Source organism: Vibrio sp. Vb0888 (genome assembly GCF_033338835.1).
GTDB classification, from domain to species: Bacteria; Pseudomonadota; Gammaproteobacteria; order Enterobacterales; family Vibrionaceae; genus Vibrio; species Vibrio alginolyticus.
This window is the reverse complement of the sequence record NZ_JAWOTL010000024.1, coordinates 43,687-51,764: the sequence shown is the minus strand read 5'-3', so window position 1 is coordinate 51,764 and position 8,078 is coordinate 43,687. Positions and strand designations below refer to the sequence as shown.

7 protein-coding genes and 1 pseudogene are annotated in these 8,078 nt (G+C 44.3%); 7 read left to right on the top strand and 1 reads right to left on the bottom strand.

The genetic code is table 11. The features are described 5' to 3' along the window. The 4 genes and pseudogenes from R7P72_RS21405 to R7P72_RS21390 all read left to right on the top strand — a co-directional run. Positions 1-71 (top strand): annotated as a pseudogene (locus R7P72_RS21405) (elongation factor Tu); the annotation flags it as partial. Between the two features lie 331 nt (positions 72-402). Further along, entirely contained in the window at positions 403-591 is a 189-nt protein-coding gene (locus tag R7P72_RS21400) for a (2Fe-2S)-binding protein (RefSeq protein WP_005381360.1), read from the top strand. A 93-nt stretch (positions 592-684) separates the two neighbouring features. After that, positions 685-1,161 carry a bacterioferritin gene (bfr, locus tag R7P72_RS21395; RefSeq protein ID WP_005381359.1) on the top strand — a complete coding sequence of 159 codons (477 nt, stop codon included), beginning with the start codon at positions 685-687 and terminating at the stop codon, positions 1,159-1,161. A 206-nt stretch (positions 1,162-1,367) separates the two neighbouring features. After that, positions 1,368-2,645, top strand: coding sequence for a malic enzyme-like NAD(P)-binding protein (locus R7P72_RS21390; protein WP_005381358.1), 1,278 nt, complete (start codon positions 1,368-1,370; stop codon positions 2,643-2,645). Positions 2,646-2,757: 112 nt separating this feature from the next. Here the strand turns inward: R7P72_RS21390 and metJ are convergent, their stop codons facing one another. Beyond that, positions 2,758-3,078: a met regulon transcriptional regulator MetJ gene (gene metJ / locus R7P72_RS21385; protein ID WP_005381353.1), complete on the bottom strand. Its 321-nt coding sequence runs from the start codon at positions 3,076-3,078 to the stop codon at positions 2,758-2,760. A gap of 225 nt (positions 3,079-3,303) precedes the next feature. Here metJ and R7P72_RS21380 point away from each other — a divergent pair, with 225 nt between their 5' ends. The 3 genes from R7P72_RS21380 to metF all read left to right on the top strand — a co-directional run bounded on the left by R7P72_RS21380 (position 3,304) and on the right by metF (position 8,053). Continuing rightward, positions 3,304-4,464: an O-succinylhomoserine (thiol)-lyase gene (locus R7P72_RS21380; RefSeq protein ID WP_005381350.1), complete on the top strand. Its 1,161-nt coding sequence runs from the start codon at positions 3,304-3,306 to the stop codon at positions 4,462-4,464. Between the two features lie 15 nt (positions 4,465-4,479). Next, the gene (locus R7P72_RS21375) at positions 4,480-6,888 is read left to right on the top strand and encodes a bifunctional aspartate kinase/homoserine dehydrogenase II (protein WP_005381348.1); all 2,409 of its coding nucleotides are present in this window, start codon (positions 4,480-4,482) and stop codon (positions 6,886-6,888) included. 262 nt (positions 6,889-7,150) lie between these two features. After that, positions 7,151-8,053, top strand: a complete 903-nt coding sequence (gene metF, locus R7P72_RS21370) for a methylenetetrahydrofolate reductase (RefSeq protein ID WP_005381345.1) — start codon at positions 7,151-7,153, stop codon at positions 8,051-8,053. The last annotated feature ends 25 nt before the right edge of the window (positions 8,054-8,078 follow it).

Genomic DNA, 8,078 nt, shown 5'->3' with positions numbered 1-8,078 from the left:
GTCTACGTTTCGCGATCCGTGAAGGTGGCCGTACAGTAGGTGCTGGTGTTGTTGCTAAGATCTTCGACTAATTCATAACGAATTAAACGAAATCTTGCACTGTTCTTCTTTTTGAAGAAAGCGCATCGAAAAGGGAAGCTTAGGCTTCCCTTTTTCATTTCTAGATTACATTTAGTTATAAGTGTTGAAATAAAAGACGTCACTTTTTCGATTTAAAAACAGAGTTTTACCGACTTTGTTTCTTAACGCTTTTACTCACCCCTCTTAACCCTTTGATCTTTTCCTGCAGCGGTAAAATCGTTATAACCAAATATTCTGAGCGGACAACATAATGAGACTGGTAACAAGAACTATTCTTGTTTATATTGTTTGTCACAGATTAGTTTTATAGGTTTTTTGAGTATGTACGTTTGTCTTTGCCATGGTGTCTCCGACAAAAAAATTAGGAAGTTGGCGATAGATGAAGGCGTAACAGATATTAAAGGAATCAAAAAGTGCACGGCATTGGGCAGCCAATGTGGTAAGTGCATCAGACAGGCCAAGGAAATTTTAGCGGAAACTAGTTACACGGAATTTAAACAAGCCAGCTAATTGCTGTAAGTATGCAGTAATTATTTGCCTTACATTTTGACACCTTCTCATTTGCTTCTACATTTAAATGAAGCCAAAGAGGAGGGTTTTGTCATGAAAGGCGATCCAATCATCATTCAACATCTCAATAAAGTGCTCGGTAACGAGCTCGTCGCTATTAATCAGTATTTTCTTCACGCCCGAATGTATAAAGACTGGGGCTTAAAGCACCTAGCAGACAAGGAATATCACGAATCTATCGATGAGATGAAGCATGCCGATCATCTAATTGAGCGTATTTTGTTCCTTGAAGGCCTACCGAACCTACAAGATTTAGGTAAGTTGATGATTGGTGAAGATACCAAGGAAATGCTCGAGTGTGACTTAAAGCTTGAAATGGCGGCTATTCCAGATTTAAAAGATGCGATTGCCTACGCTGAAGACATTCGAGATTATGTGTCTCGAGATCTCTTCCAAGATATTCTTGAAGATGAAGAAGAACATGTTGATTGGCTAGAGACGCAACTTGGCTTGATTGAAATGTCTGGTATTGAGAATTATCTCCAAGCGCAATACGTGGACGAAGAGTAACGATACTTTCTGAGTTTGCATACTCCAATAATAGTAAGAAGAAAGAGCACCTGACTCGAAAATCAGGTGCTTAACCCCGTTATCTGGTCTAATCTCTTTTATTATCGGCTTTTTAAGGATATTGCTCGCAATCTTGCCTATGAAGTTTGATTTCTATCCGATAGAATTTATGCCCCCTTACCTAAAAATAAAAAAGAGAAACGTCCATGTCTGAAGACAACCACCAAGCAGCCACTCCAGAAGAAGAACATCGCCAAAAAGCATTGGATTACCATGCTTATCCAACTCCAGGAAAGATTGCTGTCGAACTTACAAAGCCTGCGGAAACGGCGGGTGATCTTGCCCTTGCTTACAGCCCTGGTGTTGCAGAGCCAGTGCGTGAAATCGCACAAAACCCGGATAACGTGTACAAGTACACTGCAAAAGGGAACATGGTTGCTGTTATTTCTAACGGTACCGCTATTCTAGGTCTAGGTAACCTAGGTCCACTTGCATCTAAGCCAGTGATGGAAGGTAAAGCGTTACTGTTTAAGCGTTTTGCAGGTCTTGACTCTATTGATATTGAAGTTAAGCACCGCACGATCGATGAATTTGTTGATACTGTTGCGAGCATTGCAGACACTTTTGGCGGTATCAACCTTGAAGATATTAAAGCACCAGACTGTTTTGAGATTGAAAAGCGTCTGATTGAACGTTGTGATGTACCAGTATTCCACGATGATCAACATGGTACTGCTATTGTAACGGCAGCGGGTATGCTGAATGCAATCGAACTTCAAGGTAAGAAACTTGAAGATTCAACAATTGTTTGTCTTGGCGCTGGCGCTGCCGCTGTAGCGTGTATGGAGCTTCTGATCAAATGCGGCGCAATGCGCGAAAAAATCTACATGCTAGATCGCAAAGGTGTGATTCACACTCGTCGTGATGATCTTAATGAATATAAGCAGCTATTTGCGAACAATACAGATAAGCGCACACTAGAAGACGTGATTGAAGGTGCAGATCTGTTCCTAGGTGTATCTGGTCCAAACCTATTGCCAGCGGAAGCGTTGAAGTTGATGGCAGATAAGCCAATCGTATTCGCATGTTCTAACCCGGATCCTGAAATCAAGCCGGAACTTGCTCACGCAGTTCGTGATGACTTGATCATGGGTACTGGCCGTAGTGATTATCCTAACCAAGTTAACAACGTATTGTGTTTCCCATTCATTTTCCGCGGTGCTCTTGATGTGCGTGCAAGTGAAATCAATGATGAAATGAAACTTGCAGCCGTTGAGGCGATTCGTGAGCTAGCAAAAGAGCCTGTACCTGAAGCCGTATTGAAGGCTGCAGGTGTTGATAAGCTAGAGTTTGGTGCGGACTATATTATTCCAAAACCAATGGATTCACGTTTGCTACCACGTGTTGCAAAAGCGGTTGCTCAGGCGGCGGTTAATTCAGGTGTAGCTCGTATCGAGATGCCTGAAAACTACATGGCAGAGTAATATATCTTTCAGATGTGATACACAAAAATGGGACGCTATTGCGTCCCATTTTTTATGTCGTTCATTTGGCTCGAGGCAAGAGTTATTACCTGAAACCTCTTATCAGGCTTTTTTATTCTTCGTCGAATGACTCAAATTCGATGCCCATTTCCGTCATCAGCGCTTTTACTTCTGTTGGAATATCATCAGGACGGTCTTTACGAAGGTCTTCATCTGTCGGAAGTGGCTGACCTGTGTACGCGTGCAAAAATGCCTCGCATAGCAATTCACTATTGGTTGCATGGCGTAAGTTATTGATCTGACGGCGAGTACGCTCATCAGTTAGCACCTTTAAAACTTTTAGCGGGATAGAGACGGTAATTTTTTTTACTTGTTCGCTTTTTTTGCCGTGCTCTGCATATGGGCTAATGTATTCGCCATTCCAGTCAGCCATTGCACACCTTCATTTATGTAATCGGTTAAAAATAATTTAGGTGCTGATTTTAGCTGCATTTACCGCCATAAGCAAAGACATATAGACGTCTAGAAGTGTTGACGTCTCATTTTTTGACGAGTAAAGTGAACATAACAGCAAAGGAAGCGTGTTGATCACTTTATGTTACTCATTAGATATAGCGCATTCCTATTTAGAAGTCATTACCCGTGAAAGGATACACCCATGAGCACTCGCAAACCTGCGACCATTGCAGTACGCACTGGTATTGAATCAGACAGCCAATATCATGCTGTCGTTCCACCTATTTATCTTTCCACTAACTATGGTTTTCCTGCTTTTGGTGAAGTGCCCAAGTATGATTACACACGATCTGGTAATCCAAACCGCGGACTGTTGGAAAGTGCGCTATCTGAACTCGAGTCTGGAAAAGGAGCGGTTGTTACTAACTGCGGTACGTCGGCATTAAATTTATGGGTTTCCGCTTTTCTCGGCCCAGATGATCTCATTATTGCTCCTCACGATTGTTATGGTGGTACCTATCGTCTTTTTAATACCCGAGCTAACAAAGGCGACTTTAAGGTTCAGTTTGTCGATCAATCAGACGAACAGGCTTTAGATGCTGCATTGGCACAAAAACCAAAACTCATTTTGCTAGAAACTCCGTCAAACCCTCTGGTTCGCGTAGTGGATATTGCAGCTACTTGTGAAAAAGCGAAACAAGTCGGCGCGTTAGTTGCGGTGGACAATACCTTTTTGACACCCGTGTACCAAAAACCTTTAGAGCTAGGTGCGGATTTTGTTATCCACTCCACAACAAAGTACATCAACGGTCATTCGGACGTAATTGGTGGGGTAATCATCACCAACACAGAAGCGCATGCAGAAGAGCTTGCATGGTGGGGCAATTGTATTGGTGCAACGGGCACACCTTTCGATAGTTACATGACACTGCGAGGTATTCGTACGCTTGGTGCTCGTATGAAAGTACATGAAGAGAGCTCACAGCAGGTACTGGCTTACCTACAGAAACAAGCGTTAGTTAAAACTATCTATCATCCAAGCCTGCCGGAACATCCAGGTCACGACATTGCTAAAAAGCAGCAAACGGGCTTTGGCTCTATGTTGAGTTTTGAGTTTGCTGGTTCGTTTGAGCAGCTAAAGGTGTTTGTGAAAGAGCTCCAACTGTTTTCATTAGCTGAATCATTAGGTGGTGTAGAAAGTTTGATTTGCCACCCGGCATCCATGACTCACCGTGCAATGGGTGAGGAGGCACTGGCGGAGGCTGGGGTCTCTCATCAACTATTGCGTTTGTCTGTCGGTTTGGAAGATGCACAAGACCTCATCACAGATTTAGAACAAGCGTTCGCTAAAGCTACCCAGTAATAGGAGACGATAACAATGACTGTACAACGTCAGCTGCATAAGTTTGGTGGCAGTAGCTTAGCAAACCCAGAATGCTACTTACGCGTTGTGGGTATTCTCAAAGAGTATTCGACAGAAAATGATCTTGTGGTCGTCTCTGCTGCAGGAAAAACCACTAATCGCTTGATTGAGTTTTTGGAAGGGTTAAATAAAGATGGCCGAATTGCGCATGAAGCGCTTCAAAGCTTGAGACAGTTCCAAACTGAGCTAATAGAAAGCTTGTTGGAGAGTGAAGCAAAAGAAGAGCTGTTAGCTTTATTACATGATGAGTTCAGTACTCTCTCGGAGCTGACTGCACCACTCACTAATGCGCAAAAAGCTGCGGTACTGGGACACGGAGAAGTATGGTCTGCTCGCCTATTGGCCGCGTTATTATCTCAACGTTCTATCCCTGCGGTTGCACAAGATGCACGAGCGTTTTTACGTGCAGAAGCGGGAACTCAACCAGAGGTTGATCGCGCTCGTTCATACCCTTTAATTAAAGAGATCCTCGCGCAGCATAACCATAAACGTGTGGTAATTACTGGCTTTATGGCTCAGAACGAGGCAGGAGAAACCATTCTACTTGGTCGTAACGGCTCTGACTATTCTGCAACGGTCATAGGCGCGCTTGCTGAAGTCAGTACTGTCACGATTTGGAGTGATGTTGCTGGTGTTTATAGTGCCGATCCACGTTTGGTGTCTGATGCTTGTTTATTACCGTTACTTCGATTGGATGAAGCCAGTGAACTTGCTCGCTTAGCTGCCCCAGTGCTACACAGTCGTACGCTTCAGCCTGTGGCGCAAAGTACCATGGACCTTAATCTCAAGTGTAGCTATCTGCCAGAGTCGGGTTCTACTCGTATTGAGCGTGTATTGGCATCTGGTCGTGGCGCTAAAATTATTACTTCACTGGATGATGTTTTATTGGTGCAGTTGTCTTTCATGCATGGGCACGACTTCGAAAAAACACAGAGTGATGTATTACAAGCGTTGCAGCGCGCGCAATTAGAGCCACTGGCATTTGAAGCTCAATCCGATCAGCACACGCTACGCTTGGCTTACACCGCAGAAATCGCCGGTGGTGCATTGAAACACTTGCAAGAGCTTGCGGTAGAGGCAGAAATTAAGCTAAAAGAAGGTTACTCGCTCTTAGCTGCGGTAGGTGCAGGCGTTACGAAAAACGCCAATCATTGCTTTGGCTTTTATCAGAAGCTAAAGCACTCTCCGGTAGAATTTATCTCTGAAACAGACTCAGGGCTGAGCCTAGTCGCTGTTTTGCGCCGTACTGATACCGAGACGTTGGTTCAAACGATTCATAGCCAGTTGTTCCAAGCGCAAAAACGCGTGGCAGTGGCTTTATGTGGCAAGGGTAATATTGGTTCTAGTTGGTTAAATTTATTTGCGACGCAAAAAAGTGAGCTCGAAAAACGTCATGGTATGAGCTTTGATCTTGTCGCGGTTGTGGATAGCCAAACCTATTGGTTCGATGAGCAAGGTATTGAGGCGGCGAGTGTTGCTGAACGATTTGATGATGAAAGCATAGCCAACAATGGGGATTGGCTGGCACGTTTGGGAGCGCTTAAAAGCTATGATGAAGCCGTCGTGCTTGATGTTACCGCGAGTAAAGAGTTAGCTCAGCGCTACGTAGAAATCGCACAGCAAGGCATTCATTTGATTTCCGCTAACAAAGTGGCCGGTTCCGCAGATAGTCAGTACTACCATCAGGTTCAAGATGCATTCGCTAAAATTGGTCGTCATTGGCTATACAACGCAACGGTTGGTGCTGGGTTACCGATAAACCATACCGTGCGAGATCTTCGTGAAAGTGGGGATGAAATCGTCGCTCTATCGGGTATTTTCTCGGGGACGCTATCATGGCTGTTCCAACAGTTTGATGGTTCTGTGCCATTTAATGATTTAGTCGATCTTGCTTGGCAGCAAGGTTTAACCGAACCTGATCCTCGTTCTGATTTAGATGGCTCCGATGTAATGCGCAAGTTAGTCATCTTGGCTCGAGAGTCGGGCCTAGATATAGAACCAGACAGCGTTAAAGTTGAGTCTTTGGTGCCAGAAGAATTAAGAGAACTGAGCTTAGATGATTTCTTCGATAATGGAGCGTTGTTGAGTGAAATACTTCAAGAGCGTCTGACAAAAGCACAGAGAAACGATCAAGTGCTTCGCTATGTGGCGCGTTTAGAAAAAAATGGTAAAGCAACGGTGGGAGTCGAAGCGTTGTCTCGTGAGCACGCGCTCGCCAACTTATTGCCATGCGATAACATTTTTGCCATAGAGAGCAAGTGGTACAAAGATAACCCTCTGGTCATTCGAGGACCAGGCGCAGGCAGAGAAGTGACAGCCGGCGCTATTCAATCCGACCTCAACCGATTGGCTGGTTTATTTTAAAGTTGCGATTGACCTAAAAACCCTGGAATTAATCCAGGGTTTTTTATTCCCCTATCAGTGCCATACTGAAGTCATAACCCGTGCAAAATGGCGAGATGATGCTCAAGTAGAAACTTGAACTATCTTCATTATTAACTTGAGAAAAATTCATAATTACAAGGTTGACATTAAATCGTATTCAATACATTCTGTAGACATATAGACGTCTAAACGTCGATTTTAAGGATTTGTTTTCGTGGCGGAGTGCCGCAGGGAGAGTAAGATGGGATATACGCACGCAGGCCATATCGACGCCTTGAACCAGAATATTGCTGAGTTATCAGATAACATCAATGTATCGTTTGAGTTTTTTCCGCCAAGCAGCGCTAAGATGGAAGAAACACTTTGGAATTCAGTGCACCGTCTTAAAACGCTTCAACCTAAATTTGTTTCTGTGACTTACGGTGCGAACTCCGGCGAGCGTGACAGAACACACTCCATCATTAAAGAAATTAAAGCAACAACCGGATTGGTTGCCGCTCCCCATCTCACTTGTATTGATGCGACTCGTGAAGAGTTGATTAATATTGCCGATGATTATTGGAACAATGGTATTGAAAATATCGTCGCTCTGCGTGGTGATATTCCTCCAGGTGGCGGTGCGCCTGATATGTATGCCTCGGATTTGGTTGAGCTGCTGAAATCACGCCACGATTTCGATATCTCCGTTGCTGCATTCCCTGAGGTTCACCCTGAAGCTAAAAGCGCACAGTCTGACTTATTGAACCTAAAACGTAAGGTAGATGCAGGTGCAAACCGTGCTATTACTCAGTTCTTTTTTGACGTTGAGTCTTACCTGCGATTCCGTGACCGTTGTGTCGCAGCAGGAATTGACGTAGAAATTGTGCCAGGAATTTTGCCTGTATCGAACTTTAAGCAAGCGTCTCGCTTTGCGGCACAGAACAACGTGAAAGTACCAGGGTGGATGAGCAAACAATTCGATGGCTTGGATGATGATCCGGTGACTCGCCAGCTTGTAGGAGCTAGCCAAGCTATTGATATGGTGCGTGTGCTGAGTCGTGAAGGGGTTAAGGATTTTCACTTCTATACACTAAACCGTGCAGAGATGACTTACGCGTTATGCCATACGTTGGGTGTTCGTCCTCGCGCAGTAGTCGGTGCGTAAATCTGGTTTCAAAAAGATAAAAGGC